We start from the raw sequence: 20,940 nt of genomic DNA, 5'->3' as shown, positions 1-20,940 counted from the left end.
CGGAGTAAAAGGGTTGTTGCGTGTTTTAAGTACCTAATTTAGCAAATACAAACCGAATAGAAAATCCGCGAGTATTTTCGTGAGTGGGCCAGAACTAGCAATAAATTATATACAGTGTTTGGTACAGTATTTATTCAATTCCACTTTGTTTTATCAGGAAGATTATATTCGTTCCAGTCAAATTCAATCCGTATCTAGTCATTTCATCATCTACTATTTGTGGCGTTTGACCTTGTCCGTGTCCTCCTAATTTATTTCTAATAGTTGGAATTCCGCTTTCAAGTAAGTTTTGCAATGAAGTGAATTGATTCTGTGTAAAAGATGGAACAAGTTCGTTTTGAAAACAAACCTGAATTAATTTTCTAGCTGTATCTCTTTCCTTAAATTCCCATCCTTTCTCTTTACAAATAGTTTTCATAACACTTTCTAATGCTTTTGAACATTCTGCTAAGCATTCCTTGTTTCTGCCGTGTCGATAATGTTCGTGAGCTTTTAAATATTCTTCATTGGCACCTTGAAACTTTCTATTCCAAAGCAGCGAAATTGTTGGTTTAGTTATTTCCGAATGTGTATAAGTTGAATCAACTCGAATAATTTCGCCACCATCAAAAGAATATCCAATTCCCTCTTCTTTAAATCTATCGTTTAATTCACTTATTGCATCATCTGGATTTAATTTAGGTTTAGCATAGTAATTATATTCTCTATTTGTCCTGATTATTCTGTCAGCATATTTAAAAGTCAATTCTATAACATCGAGAACTTTATCATTTTCTTCTGTTTTTAGAAAGAAGTTTAGGACTTGGTTTTCATATCTTCCATTATAATCACATTCTCCTAATTCAAATAGTCCATATTCTCTACATAGTGTTTTTTGTATAGACTCGTAAGAACTTTGAATTATATTATTATTTCCGTAGATGTCTTCACCAAACATATCTTTGATTATGTGTACGATTTTTACTCTTAATCCATTTGGAATTTGGTCATAAGTAAATATTTCAGGAATTTCTCCCCTTAATCTTTTTTGTCGTTTAGAAAATAAGTCAAATATGGGCATAGTTCTTTGGTGTTGCTTTATATTGTACCTAACATAGTCGTACCCCCCCAAATCCAAAAGTAGCATCCAAATCCTGAGTGTCTATTTTTAGTTAAACATTTGAATATTAGATACATATAGGTTTGTAAGCATTCGCTGTCGGATAAATCTTGATGGTTACCTATGCCCTAAATATTTGACAATTTACAGCAATATTTTCAAAATAAAACATTCCCATTTCCTCTATTGATTTATCGGTCAGGTTTTTGGTTTTGGAGGGTGGTTTTTTGGGTAAGGTGTTTTGGTCTTGTAGCTGATGAAATTTATTCAGGGTGAATTTTGGACACTTGCTTTTTGGCTTTTTTAATTGATTGGAGTGGCTATTGCCGTGCGTATAATGGGGTTACTGGGGCTGGTGTGCCATTGAGAGGTCTTTTGTAGCCTTTTCGGTCTTTGGCCGTCTATTTGATTGGCTGTTTTTTTTATTCAATTTCAAATATGTCATTAATAATTCGGTTGACTATTTTCTTTGTTCTTGGTACATTGTCAGCGTCCAGATATTTTTTCAGTCCGTTTGCAATACTTTCCAGTTTAGGATCGTCCTTAAGTTTTGGCCTTAATTCTCTCATCCAAGGCGATTGATTTAACCTTTCGCCTTGAGTCGTGCAGAACATTGTAGCGTCAAGAGCAACTAAACTCCAAGGTCGTCCCTTTTCAAGCCACATTTCCGCTCTTTCCCATGTGAAATTCGAGCTAGCGGATAAATGTCCCCAATCCTGCGTCACATTATTCACTCTATGCACGTTTTGTTCCACCCAATCTAGAACGGGTTCATATTTGAGAAAATTAAGTGGTGCCATAAATTCAGCCAAGTATCGATTCTCACATTTGTTTAGTTCTGAAACAATTATTTCAAAAGCATCTTCAGTATCGTGCTTTTTAATTATTTCTTCCATTCGGATTTGAAAACTTTCTACTTTTTCTCTATCGTGCATCTAGTGTGAGTATATATGACTACCAACATTAGGTCTATGTTTTCGAAAGAAATAGCGGGGTTGAAACGTATCAAGTTACCACCTCAAAGTGACGCGATTCACTAGATGCCCTCTGAAGCACTTATGAATTATACACATTCTTCCGGTTTGTGATTTGATCAGGATATATCTCTATGACTTTCCCATCCCTAGAGACTATAAGTGGAGTTTTTTTGTATTTCTTAAACTCTATTAGTTTCTTATATGCTATCTCTAATCCCTCAATTATTTTATCGCTATTATCCATGTCAGTTTGATTTGTAGGTTTCTAACAATTGATTCCACTTTTCAGTATTTTTCAGAATCACTCCTGTACTATTTTTTCGAGCAATTATTTCATATGGCTCACCAGAATTGTCAATAAACATCCATTGATCGACAATAGATTCAAATATTCCAAAGAAATTCTTCAATCCATTTTCATATCGTCGTCTAATTACATCTTCTGGGATGTTGTGCCCACCCTCTTTCACCCGAGTCTCAACCCTTTTAACGGCTAAGTCAGGGGTCCGTAACCAAAAAAAAAGTAATGTAATTTGGTATCCGTTCTCTTTAGCTTTTAGAATAAAATTTCTATAACTTTTTGTTGCTAATGTAGTTTCAAAAGCGAAATCTTGCTCTTTTACAATCAATTTTTTTATCCTTTCAAGCATTAATTTTCCAGCCTGAATTGCAGCTGACTCTGGGTGAAATGGGGAAAGCCCTTTAGCAATTTCATCAGCATTCACAAATTCGTCACAGTCCAATATTTCAGGTAAAATCGTGTAAGAGGCAGTTGTTTTTCCTGCTCCATTGCAACCCGATATAATAAAAAGTCTTTTCAATTCATTTTTATTTTAAACAAAAATACCAATTTCATATAGAGGATGCTAATTATGTAGATATTTTCACTCAATATTCATAATGTTCTGACGCTTGGCGAGGTTACGAGCTTCGTAACCGATTATTTTTCGATAAAGATAAATTTCGTGCGTAATGAAAACGTTAATTTTTCACAAAATACGCAATCTTGTCTAACGGCTGCTAGCTCTCTTTTTTTAATGTCCGTGGTCATTACCTTTTGTCATTACTTTTTTATAAGACTCTTTTAATAATTTACCAATTCTTTCGTTTTGCCTTGTCAATATTGGAAGAAGGTTTTTATAGATTTTTTCATTTTGTTCGTTTTTCGGATGTGGTCCGTCAAAAATAAAGTTGAAAACACTTTTAATTTCCTTGTCTGTTCTTTTTGATAATGCTAAGCAAGCTGCATTCGTATCATTGGTTAGTCGGCCTGCAAACCCAAATGCTTCTTTAATGTTGTCAGCTTCCCAAACTCCGTCCAAGCATATGTTGATGTATTTGTCTTAATAAATGTCTTTTTGAATGGAGTTTAATTTTGCAAAATACTTAATCATTTTTTCCCCATTCGGATAGTCGTAAAGTGGAGCCGTACCTTTATTTTCGTCAAAACCAAAGACATTTTGCATTTCTTTAAATGAATTTGGGAATGCACAGAAAAATCTCTCGTCAGAAGCTATTTCCTTTTTGTCAAAGTATTTTGATAGTGTGTCAGCTTGCTCTTTTGCATTTTTGAACTTAAATAAAGGACAATCAAACTTTACATTATTTGCCGTTTCTGCAAAAGTGTTAATAGTTTTGATATTGTCTACTTTTTTCTCATTATTACAAGAAGCATAAACGAAAATTGTCAATAGATATATGAACTTCTGTTTCACGTGGTAGTTTTTAAAATTACCGCCAACCTAACAGTATCCCCCCCAATCCAAAAGTAGCATCCAAATCCTGAGTGTCTATTTTTGCATTAAACCTTTGAATATTAGACACATATAGGTTTATAAGTATTCGCTGTCGGATAAATCATGTTGGTTACCTGTGCTCTAATATTTCCCAATTTACAGCAATATTTTCAAAATAAAACATTCCCATTTCCTCTATTGATTTATCGGTCAGGTTTTTGGTTTGGGAGGGTGGTTTTTTGGGTAAGGTGTTTTGGTCTTGTAGCTAATGAAATGTATTCAGGGTGAATTCTGAACACTTACTTTTTGGCTTTTTTAATTGATTGGGGTATTTATTTGGAATGATTAGGGTGGCTAGTGCCGTGCGTGTTGTGTGCCCGGGCTGGCGAAGCAATAGCGTACGGTAGGTTTTATGACTTACGGCGATGTACGCGACTGGTGGCTGGCATTCTTAGTCAGACGATTTATATATAGGAAACATGCGTCTAAAATTTAAGTTGTCATAGTGGCGTCACAAATATGTATTTTGTGGCATTAATGAATCTGTTCCCCAATTGACTTTGTTATTGCTGACTTTATTTTGCCTGTGTGTTCCGTGGTTTTAGATTCAATAAGCATAATAAGGCACTCTTTTTTTGAGGAAACTCTATGATTTTTTCCTTTTTTCACAACAAATAGGTCGCCTTTTTTTAATACCAGGTCCGATTGATTTTCAATTTCCATTAGAAGTGTCCCCTTTGCTATGTAGAACAATTCATCTTCATTTTCGTGATTATGCCAAGGGACTTCTTGCCCCTTTATTTTTACGACTTTTATGTATTGGTCATTTACTTCACCTATGATTTTTGGTGAAAAATAGGTGGTAAGACTTAAAAATGCATCCTTTAAATTCATTTTTTAAACAATTTGCCTTTTATAATTTTACCCTCTCTTTTTGCTCGATAATAAAGTACGATTCCAATTAACAATAAAAAAGTTGCTGTAAAAATTGAATCTTCAATCCCAACGGCACCGCCTGTTAATAGTTCAGGGCCATTAAATTTTGATTGAATGATACTGCCCATATCATTTAGCCCTGTGAGGTTCGAGCCATAAAAAGGCTGTGCGAAATTCCATCCTAAATGGAAGAAAAATGGTAGCCAAATTCTTTTGGTGTAGACAAACATCGTGGCCATAGTAAAGCCCCAAATCAGATAATAAAAAAGACTAAACAAGTTGGAATTGGGATTGAAAATATGTTGAAGTTCTACTAGCATTGCTATGACAAGGGTTATATTAGTGCCTAACCAATCTTCACAGACACGAACTATTAACCCTCTATGAAATAGGTCTTCAACTAAGGCTGCAACCATTAATACCGTGAAAAATTTTATAGAATATTGAGCAGTTGAAATACTAAAAGCTTGATAATACCCTATTAAGTATAAAATGAATATTGATAATGAAATTGTAAAAAAACCAAAGAAAAACCCTCCGAACATTTCTTTAGGTAAATGTTTCAGGGATAGTTCTGTAATTTTTCTTTTATCATATAAACGGAATAAATAGTAATAAGCGGCTAATAAAACTAAAAAAGAAAAACAGTGAATGATTGGTTTTGCAATATTTTCATCTTGAATAATGGTGTAAAAAAAAGGTTTTAATACAAAGTTTTGAATTAAGACAAAAAGAGAAAAACAGAATACAATTCCAATGATGATTTTTGTTAATGGAAAATAAAGTACTCTTTTGATAGTCGCTTTCATAATTTTTTTTATTTGAAGTTTATGCAAATAAATGTATTTAATACCTTTGTGGCAAGTACGTACAATATAGTACCCTACATACCAAAACTATAGTATTGCTGATTATCAATATTTTAAATTTGTTAATAAATGAAGAATAAAATTAAAAAGGCACATTGTGCAGTTGATTATGCGTTCCAACGAATAGGTGGAAAATATAAGGGTCGAATTTTATGGGTTTTGAGGGATGGCTTTTTGAGATATGGGGAATTAAAAAGAGCGGTGGTGGGTATAACTCCAAAAATGCTTACGCAAACACTAAAAGAATTGGAAGCCGACGAACTAATTGCTAGAAAGGTATATTTGGAAGTTCCACCGAAAGTCGAATATTCACTTACTGAAACAGGAATGCAGTTAATACCGTTTATTAGTCAAATGAGAAGTTGGGGTGAAAAGCAAATGTCAACAAACTGAAACTTACCTGATCAGGGTGATGGGGTGTGTTTGGAGCGGTTTTGTGTACGAAACGAAGCGTGCAAAAATCACACTAGTTATTCGGATTAACACATATCCAAATTTTTAATTTTTAAGTTTACTTTTTTCTTTTAGGAATATAACCAAATTAAAAATTTGGCGTACTTTGAAAATATGTGAAATCCTCTCGGGAAGCCTTTGCTAGCTAAGTTTTATAGACGTTGCTGCCACTTCGTTATTCATTTTTTATTCCAAATATTTTAATCCATTTCGGCTTATTGATGCTAAAGAATACTCCACCAAGGATCATTATTATTGCTGTGGCAACCCCAACCATTCCAAAAAAAGGTGTTTCAGGTATTCTGGTTAAAACTTCTGATGCAAATGCAGCATATAATCCTATTACTGACCAATACATAAAACTAAAATGCCTAAATGCCCAAGTTTTTGTTGGTTTTTTAGTCCAAACAGGTATCATTCCGAAGGCAGTTGTTAGAAGACTTGCGATGGTTGCATAATGAAAAATTCCCCAACCGTTGAATAGCCGATAAATCATTAAAGATGTAGTTAATAAAATGGCCATACTTATCACATAGGCATATCCAATTTGTTTATGTCTTTTAGTTCCTTTTTTCAATATCAAGATGAATGTTCCGAATATTAAAGCAAATAAAGACGATAAAAGGTGAACCAATCCGATTGTATCTCCAACTAAGTTTTCCATTTAATTATTGATTGATATTATAAATCAAAAATCGAACTATTTTTTGGAATTAAAACTCTATTAATTTTGAATTGCAGATTATTAAGGATGAGGTGTTTTTAATGTATACCAACGGAATTTGGCACTTTGAGATGGCTAAAAGTTCGTAACCGTTCAGATTTCGGCTTTACGAAAACTTGATACGAAATGATATTTCCTCTAGATTTCAACTAGGTCAAAATGGCGGTTAGCCGTTCGGTTTTTTTACTTGAAATAGTTGTTACGCTATCTAGATTGTCTTCTTTGTGATTTACTATTTGGTTACAAGAAATTAATGTAAAAAATGCTAAGAAAACTGATTTATAATTCTTCATTGTTATTTCTACGTTCTATTAAACTGACGGCAAACATAAGTATCCACTCCCCCAATCCAGAAGTAGCATCCAAATCCTGAGTGCTTATTTTTGCATTAAATATTAGATATATATCCATTTGTAAGCATTCACAGCAGGATAAATCGTGATGGTTACGCATACCCTAATAATTTAACAATTTACATCAATATTTTCAAAATAAAACATTCGCATTTCCACTATTGATTTATCGGTCAGGTTTTTGGTTTTGGTGGGTGGTTTTTTGGGTTGGGGGTTGGGATTGAGTTTTGATTTATCACCTACCCAATCTCCTCAAAAAATGCTCGAAGTTTGCTTTCGTCTAGTTTTCCGTTGGTTCTTACGCTGCTGCAAAGGTCTACTCCGAAAGGCTCTACATGTGCTATGGCTTGTTTTATGTTGTCTTTGTTTAGCCCACCAGCCAAAAACACCGGAATAGAAATGGATGCTCTGATAGTTTTGCTCAGGTCCCAATTGTGTGTACGGCCGGTTCCGCCCAGTTCTTTAATCGCCAAGTTGGGGTTTCCGCTGTCTAGTAATATGGCATCCACATAGTTTGATATTTCGATGGCTTCTTTTACCGATTTGTCGTCAATCACATGTATAACCTGTACCAATTTCACATGCGGAAGTTCGCTGCGAAGCGTTTGGTAGTCGTTTTTATCTATGGTATCCACTATTTGGATCGTGGTGGTGTTTACTTTTTTATAGTGCCTAATAATGTCATCTACTTTGGTTTCGCTTGTGAGCAAAAACGTAGCGATAGGAGGGGGCACCGACATGGCAATTTGCCCGATAAGTGCATCGTCAATTATGCCTGGTCCGCTGGGCATGTGGCCAACCAAACCCAATGCCGAGGCTCCATATTTGATGGCCATTTTGGCTTCTTCTTTACTACTTATACAGCATATTTTTACTCGTGGTCTATACATGGTTTTGTTAGGGTTTATGTTTGCTTTTTTTCTATTTCTAGGTCTAAAAATCAATATCCGCTATTTTTTTTAATCTTTAATAACACGGAGTTACAAATATACTAAAAGCCACTTTCTGTTTTTTTGTAAATGTTTTCACACACCTACCGAAATCCATCCTTTTGCCATTTTGAGGGGTTGTTTTTTATATATTCCGAAATCCTAAAATATGATTCTTCATTTCTAATAATAATATCATAAAATCTGGGTTGCCAGGCAAAATCTGCCTGTATTTTGCGTGTTTCGTAGGTGGTTCGGCTTACTCTGTTTCGTTACCCAAATGATTTATAAAATCTTTCAAAAAAAACTATTATCCAATCTCCTCCCGCATTCTATATTCTTTGGGGCTTTTGTTGGTGGCTTCTTTAAATACCTTCGCAAAGTACGTGCGGTTGTTAAATCCTGATTTGTAGGCTATTTCGGTCACCGACTCGTCAGAGAATAGCAGCAGCTGTTGGGCCTTCTCGAGCCTCACTTTGGAGAGGTAAGCATTGGGCAAAAAGCCCGTCACTTTCTTAAACAGCCTACTAAAATAGTCCTCGTTTATGTGGACTTCTGCTGCCAGTTGGGCCACACTCAGGTTTTTGTGGTAGTTGAGGTGTATGTTTTTTCTTCTACGGGCAAGCCCATTTCTATGCCATCTGCGGCTGAGACTGCACTCATGTAGCCGGGCACATTGTTTTCTTCAAAACCAAAACGCTGCTGGTATTTTCCAGTTAAAAGGCCTGCTCGTGAAGGGCCGCACGTTGGGTCAGAAACGTAGGCCTGCTTGCATCGCATACTTTGTTTGGCGAGGTTGTCGAGGTTGGGAGTTTTGATTTCTTTGCTTCCCTGAAAACCAAAGTCGGCGTAGTCAGCAAAAAGCAAAATGATGTTAGGCTGCTTTTGAGAAAAGCCTAACAATGGCATCGCCATCAGAAGTGTTAAAACGATTTTTTTCATATATGAGGTTGAACTAACGTGATACAAAGCGACTAAATAAATAGGCAGCTCATTAATCATAGATTAACCTAGGCTACTCTTTTATTACCCCAATATGATTTTTATTGTTTAAAAACGGTAAGTATGGTACTATACCATAACTCGACAGCGGTGTGTTTTGGCTTTTTCAGGTTACAGGTTTTGAATTTGTTTCAGTGGTTTTGTGGATGAACTTTTACCCTGAAAACCTTAAAGAGCTTTAAAGATAAACACGAGTGAACTTGGTCAATAAAAATTTGAAACAAAGGAAATTTACGGGCTAGTCAACAAATGAGTAGCAAGCGGTTGGTTTTTTCAGCTGGGGCACGGTGTACGCAGGGCAGCACTTTGCTTTCAGGATGATCCACCGCCAACCGCCACAAATTACCGATTCCTAAGTTTATTGGGCGAGCATTTGGCAAAGCCTGATAGTGTAAGTCAAAGAAGTTCTCACTTAAAAATGACGCAAAGTCTGCCTCTGGGCCGTCGAATAGTTTTTTGAGTTCTGTTCTTAACTCGGGAATTAATATTTTTTGAATGGCTTCATTATTTGGTAAAATATCGCTTGCCTCACCGAAATAGGTGCACAAAAATGTGTCGGTAGCCACAGGCGATCGGTCTACATGATACGAATATACGTCGGTAGGGAAAAGCGGAAAGGAGTCGTCTCGCTCGTAGTATTTGATCACATTTAGCGTAGGAGCAGCACCGTGGGCGGTCAAAAGCTGCATGTCATGCAAAAGGATTTCGCGGGCGAGTTGCCCGGCTTCGCTCAAGTCTAATTCACGCAGTTCGGCTTCTTCCAATACCGTAATGTTATCCGTCAGTTCTACTTTATTTACAATCTCAGCAAAATCTCCAACAAGTTCACGCGACCAACACATGGCATTTACGTTGCCACTAAAAGGCTCCGACACCAGGTCCTGAAACTGCGTGACACGTTTTATCTGAGTTGCTGTTTGCAATTGGTCTTTCATAATGCTTTACGAACGAATAATTTTGATTTAACTACACCTAAAAAATGGAATTGTCTATTAACGGCGTCTGACTAAAGTATATTTTAGAAACAAATTGGCCTCGAATTACCATTCAAGCTATTTTTTTTGCCTTGAGTAAAAATGACCCCCTATTTACTTTGTGTCGGCTGCCGCCTAGGCCTTCATTTTTTTTTCAAAAAAAAACGAAGCAAAAAAAATAGCATCCAGCAAACTCACGCACTCAAAATTCTTTTAATCAGTAGTTTAAGTTAGGAGTGTTTTCGATAAAGAATTTCGATTGCGTTCAAACAGTGCTGGCTGATATAATGAACAAAATTTATTTATTTTTATTCGGATATCAGTAATTGTCTATAATGAAATTACAAGGATTTTTTTCAAAGAAAGGTTTACCTGTTGGGTATAATCTTAGAATATTTATGGGTTGGTTTGTTTTTTGGTGCTGTTGTTTATGAGTTTGGAGGTTTCGTGCTTAATCAAGTATAAATTTTGATTGGTTGACTGACCTATTTGTGGCTAGATTGGTCTTATCGCTTTGCCGTTTGCCACTATTAAAGCTTATTTGTTGGTGGCTGGTATTCTTGTGATTGGTCAGTTTTATCTAGTGCGAAACTGCTTTTAGTCCGATTATAGACCCTATTAAAGTTGTAATAAAAACCAATCGCAAAAAAAAAGCGAGCTATTTAAATCCCAAAATTCCTACCAAAACAGTTCCAACTGCTCCAATTCCAGTTCACACCGCATAAGCTGTACTTATTGGTAAAGTTTGAGTTGTTTTAATTAAAAGCTCCCAAACTTTAATTGCGGTCAGCGTGGTCCGACAAATCGGCTTTCTCCTACTTTGCTAAATGTTGGCTGAAGCCTTATTCCCCTTTATATATAACCTTATAAATTTTTTGGGTGTTTTTTATATCAACAAGTGGATTGTCTTCTAAAATCAACAAGTCCGCTTGTTTGTTCTTTTCTATAGTACCCTTAATATAATTATTTCCAAACCATTTTGCAGGGTTAATAGTTGCTGTTTTTAATGCCTCGAAATTACTTAATCCGGCAGCTACAAACCTTTCAAGTTCTTGGTGCAGAGATAATCCAGGAACAAGCCAAGGATTTGGAAAATCAGTTCCTGCTAATAGTAAACCTCCTTTTTTATTCAGTAGATTGACCGTTTGCAATTGGAAATTATTATAATTTTCTATTTTTTCTGAACCTCCATAACCTACGCTTTGCCACCAACCCAATAGTTCATTTAATCCTTCACCAATTTTGTTTTCAAGTATTGATTTACAGAAAAGAGAATCTGTTTGATTGTAAAAGAGAACAAGCGTGGGACAATTCCATATTTTGTATTTAATAGTTTTAGTAATAGCTCTACGCAATTTTTTTTCATCAATATCTTGGGCGGAAATTTGATCAAAAGGAACGTCGTAATTTTTCAGTAAAACGCTTTTTGGTAAGGTATCATATTTAGTAGAGTATCTTGCATAACCACTTAAATGCTGTATCTCTCCAGTGAATTTGGTAAAGTAATCTTCTTTATCAATAGAGGTAGGCATATGGTGTGTAGACTTGATTTTTTGGGTTTTGCAATACTTTAATCCTGTTTGAAAAACATCTTTATTTAGTCTGCTATACATTTTAATAAAATCGTACCCACTTTGCATTTGCTCATCAATCTTTTTTTGAATGTCGCTAGCATCTGTGACGATTGGTCCTACATGGTCATTTCCAAATGAAGGAGGGTCGCCATCAATCAGTTCAGATGCAACAAATATATCAGGATAATTAGGCAAAAGATTATTTTTTACGCTATCTCTCTTATTTAATATGTATGTATTTCCTGCCATTACACGCACAGTAGTAATTCCGTGCTTTAAAAACATCGGCATTGAAAACTCATCAATATATGCGTTTGAATGTATGTGCATATCAACTAATGCAGGAATAACGAATTTATTAGTAGCATCAATAGTTTTAATGTTATTGGTGTTTTTCCAATTAGCACTACTTACAATCGAGTGGATTTTGTCTCCTGAAATTAAAATAGTTTTATTTTTTAGAACCCTGTCGGAATTCATCGTGATAATATTGCAATTCGTTATTGCTAAATTAATTTCTTGTCCCGAGGCAAAGTAAAAATTAAATATTAGAACTAAACAAATTAATAATTTTTTATTCATAATCTTTTTTTAGGGTAGAGCTATCGGCTTGGTTATAAGAGAAGTAGTGGATTAAAAGCACTTCACTTTCGGGCTGACACTGACTTTTATTAAAAGCATTGACCTTTGATTTAGCACTCAAGCCACTATTTCTTATACACGCTGAGTGTGTCCTGAATGGCAAATTTATATCCAAAAAAAGAATTATCCAAAGGGTGAAAGCCTTGGCCTAACCGTTCTGTAAGCAGGGGAGTGGCTGTTGCGAGTTTAGTAGGTGGCAAATGTGATTCAGTTGTTTGAAAAATTCGGGTTGCGGGTCTCAGCCATGCATAGCCACGCTGTTTATTCTGACTCTGTGGCTATGCTCATAGTAAAACAAACAATAACAACATATACAGACTTCGGTGAAGTAGGTATTAAAACATGTCCTGACTTTACGGGATTCTACCGGAATCTAAATCTTTGCCTAGAGACAGATTCGGAAGTGCAGGTCTGACAAGGGCTAACAATAGGATTGGAAATTCTATTGTATCTAGCTTCGACATACCAATAGGAACATGCCAATGAAAGGAGTACTACAAAACCAACTTGTGAAATTTTTATGAATTTTCACAGGTAGGGTTGAATGCAACTAATTCGGCAAGTTTGGCAGCAATGTCCGATAATGATTCTTCTGAAGTATCCAAGCCGCTTCTGGAGCCCAGTAAAGGGCTAACTTCTCGAAGAGCCTCATAAGTGGTGTTATGTACAATTGGAACAAGTTGATTACGATGAAGTAAAGCAGATAGTTCTTTGTCTGCAATTCCTTCTTTTGGTAGGCGAAGAAGAAATGCGGGAGTAACGAGCACTAATCCAATTCGTGAGTTCGCTAAGCCTTTGTCAATTGCTCGCATCAAAGGTTGTCCTAGACTAACATCTTTTTCGCTAAACCATACAGAGACACCTTTCGATATAAGTAAATTGTACAGTTCATTGGCAGAACCTTGCCGGTCGTCCCATGCGTGGCAGAGAAAAATATCCCTAAGGGCAGGCATAGTCGCTCGGTGCTCAAATGTTTCACGAATTGGTGTGAGTGTCTGAACCTCAGCAGGCGTATAAAAAATGGAGGAACCTGTTTGCGACCAACTTGGCTTTACGCTTCTGTTACTACCGCTACTTTTGCCTCCTCCACCACCACTTCCTGAGGAGTAGCTTGGCCGAGACGAATATGAATTGTATTGATTACTGCTATATCCCCGGTAATCCCTACCACCGCATGCAGGGCATGCTTCTCGCCCGCTTGTTGTCCGATGGCCATTTCTTGGTGCTGTACATCTTGCCATATCTTTTATTTTTTTAATAGTTAAATGAAACTGAACGGTAAATTTTTACGAATTCAAATGTTTTTATAATTGGGTAATCCATTCTGGAGACGGGTGAATTTTATCACGTGTTACCGCTATTGGCAAATTGCATTTTATAAATGGTTTTGCATGAAGTTCACTGGTTGGGAAATGCCTAGAGCAAAGGTGGATATACGATGGTGCTAAACCACTGAGCACATTATATAATATGTAATTTGTTGGCATTTCGTTTTTATTAAGTTTTATTCATTGCCTTATGTGCTAAATCGCGACAAACAAATTCCCACTTTTCTAATTTTTCATCAGTCTCTAAAATCGATATATCGATTGGCATTAGCTTTTGATTCATTTTTGAATGCACAATCGAATTTCTAAATTCATATAATTTAGTAGCGAGCAACTCTGGTTTATCTTTGTCTATTAAACCTTGGTTCTCACAATGTTTTAATAATATAGAATCTGATATTCTGTCAATTAATTTACCCAATAATGCTTTTTCATTGTCATTTGTGATTCTATTCATTTTAAGAACAAATTCCCTTTTTGAGATTGTAGAATCATTTCTTAATTTATCTACATCACTTTCTAGTATGATTATTGAGTAATATTCTAATATTCTATAAAAATCTAAGAAGGCATTTGAACTGTCATTTTCTTTAAGCCCTTTATAAAAAAATCTGTTGGGAATAAGATCAAAATTCGTTTTTAACTTTATCTTTTCAATTTTGACTTCGTCTTCTCTTTTTTCTTCAGGATATTCATAATCTGGTATATCTAATGAGAGTAGATTGAAAGAGAAATTATATTCAAAAATCAATTTATTTAATACATTAAGCAACACTACCTCAACATTTTCGGAATCACAACCATAGATTCTGATAGATTGAAAGTATTCAAAATCACCATGGTACCTATATTCATGAAAAATATCAAAAATATAATGTCCAATGGGAGTCAACTCTCCAATTGTGATTTCAACTCCGTTATTATCTTCAATGATAATTTTTGGAACATGCTTCCAGTCAAACGCAACTATCAAGAATTCACTATAATTATCAATAGTAAATCCAAGTTTCTTGTATAATTTAAAATTTGAAGTGTGTTTTTTAATATCATCAACATTAGGCCAATATTGATTCTCTTCGGAATCTGTAAATAGAATTTCAATATTAAGTGTTTTCCACTTAACAGAAACAATTCCATTATTGGTTGTTCTTTCTAATAAATCAGAAATTTCGCAACCATCTTCTACTTCAAAATCTATTGGGACTATTGTCATAATTGCTTATTATTTCAGATGAATGGAAATTTTTTGCTGATATGTGATGACTTGAAGTTTGTAAACTTTCAAATTTCAGCTCGATGAAAACTTGATTTAAAACGGCAATTTTACTAAACTTTAGCTAACTAAAAACAGCTATTACCTTATATTTTTATTTGCAAGCATCTTTAAATTGATTACCGTATTCATTAACGTAAACTATACTTTCTGTCCCTTCAATTACTAACTCTGTATCGCTATTTGCAATTTGATATTTATTCAATATTGATAGTAAGAAAGGCGTACTCTTGATGTTGGTGTAGTCATTATCTGTTATTCTATCAAACATAAGTTCAATTAGACCAAATTTTCTTAATCTTATCATACTAGAAGAAACATCAAATTCAGTATAGCCTTCAATTGACCATCCAGCATACCATTCAGGTGTAGCATTAGAAATGAATCTATCTTGTCCTTTTAGCATAATTTTTGGATTTATAATTTTTTGATACGCATTTGACTTAGCAAGTTCGTCAAATACTTTAGCATCTAAAGAGTTCATTTGCTTAATGATTTCTACAAAGGATGGATGTACTAAATTAATTTTGTCTGAATTCATAGAATTCGCAAGTAAATTAATATACATTTCTCTCAGTGTTTCATTTTGGGCTGTGTAAGTCAGTGCTTGTATCAATGGAACAGCAATTTCAGGTTCGGGTGATTTTCTCTTTTCCTCAGGTATTTTGTCTAACCGTTTCTTTACTTCACTTTCAACAAATTCTTCAATTCTTTCCCAACCCCATAATAAACCTCTTAAAGGTGCTAATAAAGCTTTAGTTGATCTACCAGCAACACTTCCCACTTCTTGAAGTACAGGCTTTGCAATGTCTTTATACACTTCAGGAGTTAATGCTTTTATTTCATTTATTATTTCATTTGAATTTTGAGGGTCATTAGTCATAAGTTGTTTGTTTTAAAATATCTGATTACATAGTCCTACCCCATATTTTCCAAAGTAACATCTATATCTTTATTGTTTGTTTTTTTATTAAGTATTTAGTTTTAAGTAATATATGGATTTATAAGTATTTATTGCCAGATAGTTTATTATGTTAATCTATCAAAATCACTCCTCTTGCATTCGCACCCCAATTTACACCATTTTCTCAAATAATAAATCAGAACTCATCCACTATTGATTTATCGGTAAAGTTTGTGAGTTTTGCTGGGTTTTTTGGTTTTAAAATAAGCCGCTCAGCTTGGTGTTGGTATTAAGCGGAGCGGGGGAATGTATGGGAAGTATGCGTGTTTAAAAACTGCTTTATTTGGTAGGGCAAAGTTTGGGGTTCTTTATCGTTTTGTATCTGTATCCTAATCCTGATAGCGTCTTGCGGTTTATTGGGGTTCTATGGCTGCTCGGCTGAGTGGAGGACTAGATTTAACCTTTTAGCTCGGCTTTTATCGCCAAAAAATGCTCTTTGAGTCCGGCGGTATCTTTGAGGCCGATCAGGTTTTTGGGAAACAGTGAGCTGCCCATTCCTACACCGTAAACCCCCACCTCAAAAAACGATCGGATGTTTTCCAAAGCTACGCCTCCGGTGGGCAAAACCTTAATTTGCTTGAGTGGCCCTTTTATGTCTTTTATAAACGAAACCCCCAATTGTGTGGCCGGGAATATCTTGACCGCCATGGCTCCAAATGACCACGCTTTGTATATTTCAGAAGGCGTATATGCACCCGGAAAAATCGGCAACTTGTCTGCCACCGCAGCTTTTATGACGGCCTCGTCTATGATGGGCGTTACTATAAACTGGGCTCCGGCATCGCGGGCGTTTTGGTAATCTTTGAGGTTACAAACGGTACCCGCTCCGATGTTCATTTCAGGATAATCCTTCACCAAGGCACTGATTATTTCGGTGGCTCCGGCGGTGTTCATCGTGATTTCTAAGGTAAAAAATCCACAGGCCTGATAGCTGTCCGCAATCCATTTTACGGTTTCCAAGTCATATCCGCGGATGATACCCACCACTGGCATTTGAGCGTATTTTTCGAATGAAAATGAAGTGTTAGGCGACATATAGTTTGAGTATTTTTCTTTGTCCATTGAGCAAGGCATTTACTATATGCGATGCGTCAAAAAGAATTAGTTTTTCTGAATGTACGATAATCTCCAAAGCCATTTTGTATAAACTAAAAACAGGCTCAGCTGCACATAGGAATAGGGTTTCGGCCTTGTTTTGCAGGTAAGCGAGCTCGTTTCCTATCAGTAAGCCACTCAAGAAATAATAGTTTTCGGTGTGTGGCATTTGGTGCAAAACGGTATTTGCCCGTACCGAAAAAAGGTGCTCGCTGAAGTTTTCTGAAAGCCCTAATTTTACGCCTTGGCCAAAGGTTATTTTTTCTTTCTCACCAAACCCATGAGCCGCTACCGAACCCGCCAAAATGCTCTTTTCAGACAGCAGGGCAAAAAGCTCCCCCGTCATAAAGGTTTTCATGGCGGTAAACTGCTCGTTTTGGTAGGCGAGGTGTTTGCTGTGGGTGCCGGGCAAAAGCAAAATACCCGATGTGTACGGCTTAAGGAGGTCTTCTAGGCCAATGGCTTGAATTTCCTCTCCTCGCATCATGCTGTTTTGTGTTTTTACACCCGAAATCAACAGTATGTTTAAATCGTTTTTTAAGGTTATTTTTTTCCAAAGCAGATTTTCTCCGCTTCCGTCAAAAGGCACGTGAGCGTAGGGGAGTTCTTCTAGCCCGATATTAGATGATGCCATACCCGATATAACTACCAAATGCTTCCGATGCTCGGTTTTGAAGTTAAGCAGTTGGGTGGCTAAGTAATCGCCGAATACGTCTAGTCTTGTTTGTGTATCTGATGCTAAAAACTGCTCGTTGAGGGCTTTTATGCCTACGTTGGTTTGTGTTTGGTCCAATACCTTCAGGCTGTGAGTTTCTACCACACGCAGCCTAAAATTGCTCGTGCCCCAGTCGCAGCTTATAAAATATTCGGGTAGTATCATGAAGGTTTTTAAAGGTTTTCTTTTCGAGCATCAATCGCTATTTGAATTTGTTTGAGTTTTCGTGAATTTTTGAAATATATAACTACAAATAATAGCAACAAGATAGAGGGCCCCAAGAATTCTAAGCCTTTTTTGATAAAACCATAAATCGCGACACCTATCATTATTGCGGTTAGAATGTTAAAAAAACTTGCTGTCTTTTTGATCTTTTTTTGTTCTATAAGCAGATCGTCTAGTGTCATTATAGCATAAAGTTCGTTATCGGTCATAATTTGGTTTCTAATTTTATTTTTTATTACTATCAAACGGTTAACTTTTATTTTTAAAGAAAACATGGCTTAAACCTATCATTGAAGCCATTTTTTTAAACATTTTGAAAAACACCCCCCCCCTTTCATTTACTGGGTCGCCTGCCAGCGGGGCCTCCATTTTTCCGGTAGGCCGGACCCTTCAAAAAAAAACGGAGCAAAAAAAACTGCACGGCGGCGGCCGACCGTCCTGCAAACTCGCACAATTAAAATTCTTGTTGTCAATGTTCTAATAAAATATACCTCCCAAAAGAATTTTAACAGTGCTCAAACAGTGCAGGGCGATGTAAAGATTTATTTTCTATTTTTTTACCCGTTTGACAGTAATTTTTTATAAAAATGTGTTTAAGTGGGGTAATTTTTAATTTCAAAAAACGATAGTGGTGTGTGGCTTGCTAGGCCGTTATTTCTTTTTTAGTATTTACCGTAAAAGCGTAATATGCGATTACCACAAAACAAATGAAAGGCAAAACAAACGAAAAGTTTTCGCCTGAAAGGCTTCCTACGCCACCCATGTCAATAAGTGCACCTTGCAATGGCGGCATAAGTGCTCCACCAACTATGGCCATAACCAAGCCAGCTGAGCCTAATTTAGCGTCTTCGCCCAAGCCTTCTAGCCCTATACCGTAAATGGTTGGGAACATCAATGACATAAAAAACGAAGTAGCTACCAAGAAATAAAGGCCCGTCATTCCGTCTATGAAAATGACACCCGTAGTACTCAAAACGGCTCCGCATGCAAAGAAAAATAGTAATTTGCTGCCTTCGATGTATCTCAAAAGGAAGGTACAGATGATTCGGCTAAACAAGAAGGTTACCATGGCCACGATGTTATACGACTGTGCATCGGCTTTGCTTAGGCCTAGGCGTTCGGCATATTGGATAATAAATGTCCAGCACATGATCTGTGCTCCCACATAAAATGCCTGTGCTATTACACTCCAAACGTAGTTTTTATTTTTTAATAACCTAGCAAATACAAATTTGGCTGGCTCCAGCGACTTCTCCGTTTTGGTGATTTTGGGCATTTTATACAAGGCAATAATCACAAAGTAGAGCAATACAAATATGCCCAAATACAAATACGGATTTCTGATTATTTCGAGGTCGTGGGTTCTTACCACAGCCTGCTCAGTTTCTGCCAAACTGGTAAATAGTGAGTTTCCTGCTGCATCAGTGTCGTCAGAGTTTAGTTTTTCTAAGATATATTTCTGAGCAATAAACATTCCTGTAAGTGAACCAATGGGGTTAAACGACTGGGCAAAGTTGAGTCGCTGCGTAGCCGATTTTTCGTCCCCCATGGCCAATATATACGGGTTGGCGGTGGTTTCTAAAAACGCCAATCCGAAAGTAAGGATGTATAGTGCCATTAAGAAAAACTCAAACGCTTGATATTTGGCAGCCGGATAAAACAATAAGGCTCCTAAGGCATAAAGCCCCAAACCTATCATGATGCCGGTTTTATACGAATATTTTCGAATAAAAAGTGCCGCCGGAATGGCCATCGTAAAGTACCCGCCATAAAATGCCAGCTGCACCAAAGATGCCCGGAAATTAGACATCTGTAAAACGGTTTTAAATGCCGACACCATGGGGTTAGTGATGTCGTTTGCAAATCCCCACAGGGCAAAAAGTGCCGTTATGAGAATAAAGGGGAGTTTAGCGGTATTTTTTAACATATTTATAATAAGGTTTTATAGGTAAATCTTTGGGTTATTATTTTTTGAAGCAAGAGTCACTTATACGTTGACAATCACCTTGATGACAGAATCTTTGGAATCAATAAAACTCGAAAACTCTTTTGGTAAATCATCAAAAGCTACATGATGTGTAATCCAAATTTGGCTATCTATTTTTCCATTTTCCATATCTTTTATTATTTCCTCGAAATCTTCAGGAAGGCTATTCCTACTGCCCATAAGGGTGGTTTCTCTTTTGTGAAAATTTGGGTCATTAAATTCCATCTCTCCTGTAAATAGCCCTACAAAGACTATTTTTCCTCCATGTGAAATTAAATTAAAAGTGTTTGCCATGGAGTTTTTATTGCCTGTGGCATCAAAAATTACGTCGGGGAGCTTATCATTCATTAAGCTTTTTAAATCTTCAGGCTCTATTTGTGCATTTACTAAATATGGAAAGTCTAGCAAGCCTTTTTTTTCTGCATAGTCAAGTCTTGATTTTGAAAAATCGGCGAGGCAAACTTTTGCACCATAAGATTTTGCAAAATTTGCTATTCCAAGCCCTATTGGTCCAGCACCTACAATAAGTACCGTATCTCCTTGTCTTAGTTGGGAACGTTTTACAGCATGTAGGCCAATTCCCAAGGTTTCTACCAAAGCCAGTTGATCAAACGAGAGTTTGTTTGATACGTGAACTTTTGAGGCAGGTACTTGGAGGTATTCACACATTCCGCCGTCTTGATGAACCCCCAAAACGCGGATTTGCTCACAACAGTTTTGCCTATTTGAGAGACAAGCTTGGCATGTGCCACAATTTAGATAGGGTTCGATAGAGACCTTGTCACCGATTTTTATATTATATTTTTCAGAAGTTTCTGGCATTATTTTTACAACTTCGGCCCCTAGTTCGTGCCCTAAAATTCTAGGGTAAGAAAAAAAAGGTTGCTTTCCTCTGAAAGCATGAAAGTCTGTGCCACATAGACCAATAGTATGGATTTTTACCAAGACAGATTCTGGCAATAGGTCTTTTATTTCTTTTTCTAGTATCAAAAAATTTCCGGGCGAAGTTAATTCAATGGCTTTCACGTATTCGATATTGAGTAATTTTATAATTTTTTATTTCAAAAATGCTATTTCACGTTTTA

General features: G+C 36.2%; 26 protein-coding genes. 2 read left to right on the top strand and 24 right to left on the bottom strand.

Annotated elements, in window-relative coordinates; all coding sequences use genetic code 11:
- Nucleotides 1-130: 130 nt before the first annotated feature.
- From ACFOOI_RS12110 to ACFOOI_RS12075, 8 genes are all read right to left on the bottom strand, one after another.
- Nucleotides 131-1,060, bottom strand: a complete 930-nt coding sequence (locus tag ACFOOI_RS12110) for an STM4504/CBY_0614 family protein (protein ID WP_379838241.1) — start codon at nucleotides 1,058-1,060, stop codon at nucleotides 131-133.
- Nucleotides 1,061-1,521: 461 nt separating this feature from the next.
- Entirely contained in the window at nucleotides 1,522-2,034 is a 513-nt protein-coding gene (locus ACFOOI_RS12105) for a hypothetical protein (RefSeq protein ID WP_379838240.1), read from the bottom strand.
- A 121-nt stretch (nucleotides 2,035-2,155) separates the two neighbouring features.
- Entirely contained in the window at nucleotides 2,156-2,320 is a 165-nt protein-coding gene (locus tag ACFOOI_RS12100) for a hypothetical protein (RefSeq protein ID WP_379838239.1), read from the bottom strand.
- Between the two features lies 1 nt (nucleotide 2,321).
- Nucleotides 2,322-2,897 carry a zeta toxin family protein gene (locus ACFOOI_RS12095; RefSeq protein ID WP_379838238.1) on the bottom strand — a complete coding sequence of 192 codons (576 nt, stop codon included), beginning with the start codon at nucleotides 2,895-2,897 and terminating at the stop codon, nucleotides 2,322-2,324.
- A gap of 213 nt (nucleotides 2,898-3,110) precedes the next feature.
- Entirely contained in the window at nucleotides 3,111-3,398 is a 288-nt protein-coding gene (locus tag ACFOOI_RS12090) for a hypothetical protein (RefSeq protein WP_379838237.1), read from the bottom strand.
- 21 nt (nucleotides 3,399-3,419) lie between these two features.
- Nucleotides 3,420-3,791 carry a hypothetical protein gene (locus tag ACFOOI_RS12085; protein ID WP_379838236.1) on the bottom strand — a complete coding sequence of 124 codons (372 nt, stop codon included), beginning with the start codon at nucleotides 3,789-3,791 and terminating at the stop codon, nucleotides 3,420-3,422.
- Nucleotides 3,792-4,346: 555 nt separating this feature from the next.
- Nucleotides 4,347-4,706, bottom strand: coding sequence for a cupin domain-containing protein (locus tag ACFOOI_RS12080; RefSeq protein WP_379838235.1), 360 nt, complete (start codon nucleotides 4,704-4,706; stop codon nucleotides 4,347-4,349).
- Complete coding sequence (locus ACFOOI_RS12075; protein WP_379838234.1) at nucleotides 4,703-5,557, bottom strand: CPBP family intramembrane glutamic endopeptidase; 855 nt, start codon at nucleotides 5,555-5,557, stop codon at nucleotides 4,703-4,705. The genes ACFOOI_RS12080 and ACFOOI_RS12075 overlap by 4 nt, the downstream gene beginning before the upstream one ends.
- Before the next feature lie 129 nt (nucleotides 5,558-5,686).
- Between ACFOOI_RS12075 and ACFOOI_RS12070 the strand changes: the two genes are divergently transcribed.
- Nucleotides 5,687-6,010, top strand: coding sequence for a winged helix-turn-helix transcriptional regulator (locus ACFOOI_RS12070; RefSeq protein WP_379838233.1), 324 nt, complete (start codon nucleotides 5,687-5,689; stop codon nucleotides 6,008-6,010).
- 235 nt (nucleotides 6,011-6,245) lie between these two features.
- Here the strand turns inward: ACFOOI_RS12070 and ACFOOI_RS12065 are convergent, their stop codons facing one another.
- From ACFOOI_RS12065 to ACFOOI_RS12035, 7 genes are all read right to left on the bottom strand, one after another.
- The gene (locus tag ACFOOI_RS12065) at nucleotides 6,246-6,734 is read right to left on the bottom strand and encodes a DUF2306 domain-containing protein (RefSeq protein WP_379838232.1); all 489 of its coding nucleotides are present in this window, start codon (nucleotides 6,732-6,734) and stop codon (nucleotides 6,246-6,248) included.
- 209 nt (nucleotides 6,735-6,943) lie between these two features.
- Nucleotides 6,944-7,087 (bottom strand): hypothetical protein, encoded by a 144-nt coding sequence (locus ACFOOI_RS12060; protein WP_379838231.1) that lies wholly within the window; start codon nucleotides 7,085-7,087, stop codon nucleotides 6,944-6,946.
- A gap of 299 nt (nucleotides 7,088-7,386) precedes the next feature.
- Nucleotides 7,387-8,037, bottom strand: a complete 651-nt coding sequence (locus tag ACFOOI_RS12055; protein ID WP_379838230.1) for a phosphoribosylanthranilate isomerase — start codon at nucleotides 8,035-8,037, stop codon at nucleotides 7,387-7,389.
- A gap of 349 nt (nucleotides 8,038-8,386) precedes the next feature.
- Nucleotides 8,387-8,650, bottom strand: a complete 264-nt coding sequence (locus ACFOOI_RS12050; RefSeq protein ID WP_379838229.1) for a helix-turn-helix domain-containing protein — start codon at nucleotides 8,648-8,650, stop codon at nucleotides 8,387-8,389.
- A gap of 2 nt (nucleotides 8,651-8,652) precedes the next feature.
- On the bottom strand, nucleotides 8,653-9,018 hold the full coding sequence (locus tag ACFOOI_RS12045; protein WP_379838228.1) for a sulfatase-like hydrolase/transferase: 366 nt from the start codon (nucleotides 9,016-9,018) through the stop codon (nucleotides 8,653-8,655).
- Between the two features lie 302 nt (nucleotides 9,019-9,320).
- Nucleotides 9,321-10,013 (bottom strand): hypothetical protein, encoded by a 693-nt coding sequence (locus ACFOOI_RS12040; protein ID WP_379838227.1) that lies wholly within the window; start codon nucleotides 10,011-10,013, stop codon nucleotides 9,321-9,323.
- An 881-nt stretch (nucleotides 10,014-10,894) separates the two neighbouring features.
- Complete coding sequence (locus ACFOOI_RS12035; RefSeq protein WP_379838226.1) at nucleotides 10,895-12,208, bottom strand: amidohydrolase family protein; 1,314 nt, start codon at nucleotides 12,206-12,208, stop codon at nucleotides 10,895-10,897.
- A gap of 304 nt (nucleotides 12,209-12,512) precedes the next feature.
- On the opposite strand from ACFOOI_RS12035, the gene ACFOOI_RS12030 reads away from it, so the two are divergent.
- On the top strand, nucleotides 12,513-12,683 hold the full coding sequence (locus ACFOOI_RS12030) for a hypothetical protein (RefSeq protein ID WP_379838225.1): 171 nt from the start codon (nucleotides 12,513-12,515) through the stop codon (nucleotides 12,681-12,683).
- Between the two features lie 103 nt (nucleotides 12,684-12,786).
- On the opposite strand, the gene ACFOOI_RS12025 is transcribed toward ACFOOI_RS12030, so the two are convergent.
- The 9 genes from ACFOOI_RS12025 to ACFOOI_RS11985 all read right to left on the bottom strand — a co-directional run bounded on the left by ACFOOI_RS12025 (nucleotide 12,787) and on the right by ACFOOI_RS11985 (nucleotide 20,881).
- Nucleotides 12,787-13,221 (bottom strand): toll/interleukin-1 receptor domain-containing protein, encoded by a 435-nt coding sequence (locus ACFOOI_RS12025; protein WP_379838224.1) that lies wholly within the window; start codon nucleotides 13,219-13,221, stop codon nucleotides 12,787-12,789.
- A 98-nt stretch (nucleotides 13,222-13,319) separates the two neighbouring features.
- Nucleotides 13,320-13,484, bottom strand: a complete 165-nt coding sequence (locus ACFOOI_RS12020) for a hypothetical protein (protein WP_379838223.1) — start codon at nucleotides 13,482-13,484, stop codon at nucleotides 13,320-13,322.
- A 281-nt stretch (nucleotides 13,485-13,765) separates the two neighbouring features.
- The gene (locus ACFOOI_RS12015; protein WP_379838222.1) at nucleotides 13,766-14,809 is read right to left on the bottom strand and encodes a hypothetical protein; all 1,044 of its coding nucleotides are present in this window, start codon (nucleotides 14,807-14,809) and stop codon (nucleotides 13,766-13,768) included.
- A gap of 154 nt (nucleotides 14,810-14,963) precedes the next feature.
- Nucleotides 14,964-15,752 (bottom strand): DUF4393 domain-containing protein, encoded by a 789-nt coding sequence (locus ACFOOI_RS12010; protein WP_379838221.1) that lies wholly within the window; start codon nucleotides 15,750-15,752, stop codon nucleotides 14,964-14,966.
- A gap of 477 nt (nucleotides 15,753-16,229) precedes the next feature.
- Entirely contained in the window at nucleotides 16,230-16,895 is a 666-nt protein-coding gene (locus tag ACFOOI_RS12005) for a bifunctional 4-hydroxy-2-oxoglutarate aldolase/2-dehydro-3-deoxy-phosphogluconate aldolase (protein ID WP_379838220.1), read from the bottom strand.
- Nucleotides 16,858-17,808, bottom strand: coding sequence for a 2-dehydro-3-deoxygalactonokinase (locus ACFOOI_RS12000; protein WP_379838219.1), 951 nt, complete (start codon nucleotides 17,806-17,808; stop codon nucleotides 16,858-16,860). Before ACFOOI_RS12000 ends, ACFOOI_RS12005 begins: the two co-directional genes overlap by 38 nt.
- Nucleotides 17,809-17,816: 8 nt before the next feature.
- Nucleotides 17,817-18,143, bottom strand: coding sequence for a hypothetical protein (locus ACFOOI_RS11995; protein WP_379838218.1), 327 nt, complete (start codon nucleotides 18,141-18,143; stop codon nucleotides 17,817-17,819).
- Nucleotides 18,144-18,511: 368 nt separating this feature from the next.
- Complete coding sequence (gene fucP, locus ACFOOI_RS11990; protein ID WP_379838217.1) at nucleotides 18,512-19,795, bottom strand: L-fucose:H+ symporter permease; 1,284 nt, start codon at nucleotides 19,793-19,795, stop codon at nucleotides 18,512-18,514.
- Nucleotides 19,796-19,855: 60 nt separating this feature from the next.
- Nucleotides 19,856-20,881 (bottom strand): zinc-binding alcohol dehydrogenase family protein, encoded by a 1,026-nt coding sequence (locus ACFOOI_RS11985; RefSeq protein WP_379838216.1) that lies wholly within the window; start codon nucleotides 20,879-20,881, stop codon nucleotides 19,856-19,858.
- Between the last annotated feature and the right edge of the window lie 59 nt (nucleotides 20,882-20,940).

The organism is Lacihabitans lacunae (assembly GCF_042649125.1).
Classification (GTDB): domain Bacteria; phylum Bacteroidota; class Bacteroidia; order Cytophagales; family Spirosomataceae; genus Leadbetterella; species Leadbetterella lacunae.
Note: the sequence above shows the minus strand (reverse complement) of the source record. Positions and strands in the feature narration are given on the sequence as shown.

Bases quoted from the DNA above. Each gene is read 5' to 3' on its own strand.
- ACFOOI_RS12080 (WP_379838235.1), bottom strand. From the start codon at position 4,706: ATGAATTTAAAGGATGCATTTTTAAGTCTTACCACCTATTTTTCACCA.
- ACFOOI_RS12100 (WP_379838239.1), bottom strand. From the start codon at position 2,320: ATGGATAATAGCGATAAAATAATTGAGGGATTAGAGATAGCATATAAG.
- ACFOOI_RS12000 (WP_379838219.1), bottom strand. From the start codon at position 17,808: ATGATACTACCCGAATATTTTATAAGCTGCGACTGGGGCACGAGCAAT.
- ACFOOI_RS12040 (WP_379838227.1), bottom strand. From the start codon at position 10,013: ATGAAAGACCAATTGCAAACAGCAACTCAGATAAAACGTGTCACGCAG.
- ACFOOI_RS12010 (WP_379838221.1), bottom strand. From the start codon at position 15,752: ATGACTAATGACCCTCAAAATTCAAATGAAATAATAAATGAAATAAAA.
- ACFOOI_RS12065 (WP_379838232.1), bottom strand. From the start codon at position 6,734: ATGGAAAACTTAGTTGGAGATACAATCGGATTGGTTCACCTTTTATCG.
- ACFOOI_RS12020 (WP_379838223.1), bottom strand. From the start codon at position 13,484: ATGGCCATCGGACAACAAGCGGGCGAGAAGCATGCCCTGCATGCGGTG.
- ACFOOI_RS12075 (WP_379838234.1), bottom strand. From the start codon at position 5,557: ATGAAAGCGACTATCAAAAGAGTACTTTATTTTCCATTAACAAAAATC.
- ACFOOI_RS12105 (WP_379838240.1), bottom strand. From the start codon at position 2,034: ATGCACGATAGAGAAAAAGTAGAAAGTTTTCAAATCCGAATGGAAGAA.
- ACFOOI_RS12025 (WP_379838224.1), bottom strand. From the start codon at position 13,221: ATGCCTGCCCTTAGGGATATTTTTCTCTGCCACGCATGGGACGACCGG.
- ACFOOI_RS12070 (WP_379838233.1), top strand. From the start codon at position 5,687: ATGAAGAATAAAATTAAAAAGGCACATTGTGCAGTTGATTATGCGTTC.
- ACFOOI_RS12005 (WP_379838220.1), bottom strand. From the start codon at position 16,895: ATGGACAAAGAAAAATACTCAAACTATATGTCGCCTAACACTTCATTT.
- ACFOOI_RS12015 (WP_379838222.1), bottom strand. From the start codon at position 14,809: ATGACAATAGTCCCAATAGATTTTGAAGTAGAAGATGGTTGCGAAATT.
- ACFOOI_RS12035 (WP_379838226.1), bottom strand. From the start codon at position 12,208: ATGAATAAAAAATTATTAATTTGTTTAGTTCTAATATTTAATTTTTAC.
- ACFOOI_RS12110 (WP_379838241.1), bottom strand. From the start codon at position 1,060: ATGCCCATATTTGACTTATTTTCTAAACGACAAAAAAGATTAAGGGGA.
- ACFOOI_RS12030 (WP_379838225.1), top strand. From the start codon at position 12,513: ATGCATAGCCACGCTGTTTATTCTGACTCTGTGGCTATGCTCATAGTA.
- ACFOOI_RS11995 (WP_379838218.1), bottom strand. From the start codon at position 18,143: ATGTTTTCTTTAAAAATAAAAGTTAACCGTTTGATAGTAATAAAAAAT.
- ACFOOI_RS12045 (WP_379838228.1), bottom strand. From the start codon at position 9,018: ATGAAAAAAATCGTTTTAACACTTCTGATGGCGATGCCATTGTTAGGC.
- fucP (WP_379838217.1), bottom strand. From the start codon at position 19,795: ATGTTAAAAAATACCGCTAAACTCCCCTTTATTCTCATAACGGCACTT.
- ACFOOI_RS12060 (WP_379838231.1), bottom strand. From the start codon at position 7,087: ATGAAGAATTATAAATCAGTTTTCTTAGCATTTTTTACATTAATTTCT.
- ACFOOI_RS12055 (WP_379838230.1), bottom strand. From the start codon at position 8,037: ATGTATAGACCACGAGTAAAAATATGCTGTATAAGTAGTAAAGAAGAA.